The 422-nt window shown below is 48.6% G+C and carries 1 protein-coding gene; it reads right to left on the bottom strand.

The window, feature by feature from the left end; all coding sequences use genetic code 11:
• Nucleotides 1-80: 80 nt before the first annotated feature.
• The coding region (locus HMPREF3101_RS07485; protein ID WP_210386185.1) for a hypothetical protein at nucleotides 81-422 on the bottom strand (342 nt) is incomplete at its 5' end.

Raw genomic sequence — 422 nt, 5'->3', positions numbered from 1 at the left:
ATCTCATCCAAAACCCGATCAAACGCCACAGGCGAATCAAAACCAAAATCCATCAACAGAACACCCCTTCCTACCAGCTGCTATCTCTTCGGAGGAAACGCGATATCCAGCAACTCCAGATCAGTCACCAATTCACGGTTGTACCAAAGGATCTGCTTGATCTCGCCCACATCATCAAAAAACGTCATCCAATGCTCATACAACACAATCCCGCACTTGCCATCGTCCGCCCACGGAATAAAACGCTCATCCAACGCCTGCGTAAAACGCGCAGTAGAAATCTGCAACGGGATCTCAAGAAACGTCAAATCATCATCCTCTAAAGAATCCACACTGAACTCCATAATCCCTTCAGGTATTTCTGTGACGCCAACGCTCAGTTGCCTCCCTGTTGCGCGCGTGCATTTAGTAACACCGTGGTG

It is taken from the genome of Corynebacterium sp. HMSC29G08, from assembly GCF_001806875.1.
In the GTDB taxonomy this organism is placed as follows: Bacteria; Actinomycetota; Actinomycetes; order Mycobacteriales; family Mycobacteriaceae; genus Corynebacterium.
The sequence above is the reverse complement of the archived record's forward strand: the minus strand, read 5'-3'. Positions and strand labels throughout refer to the sequence as shown.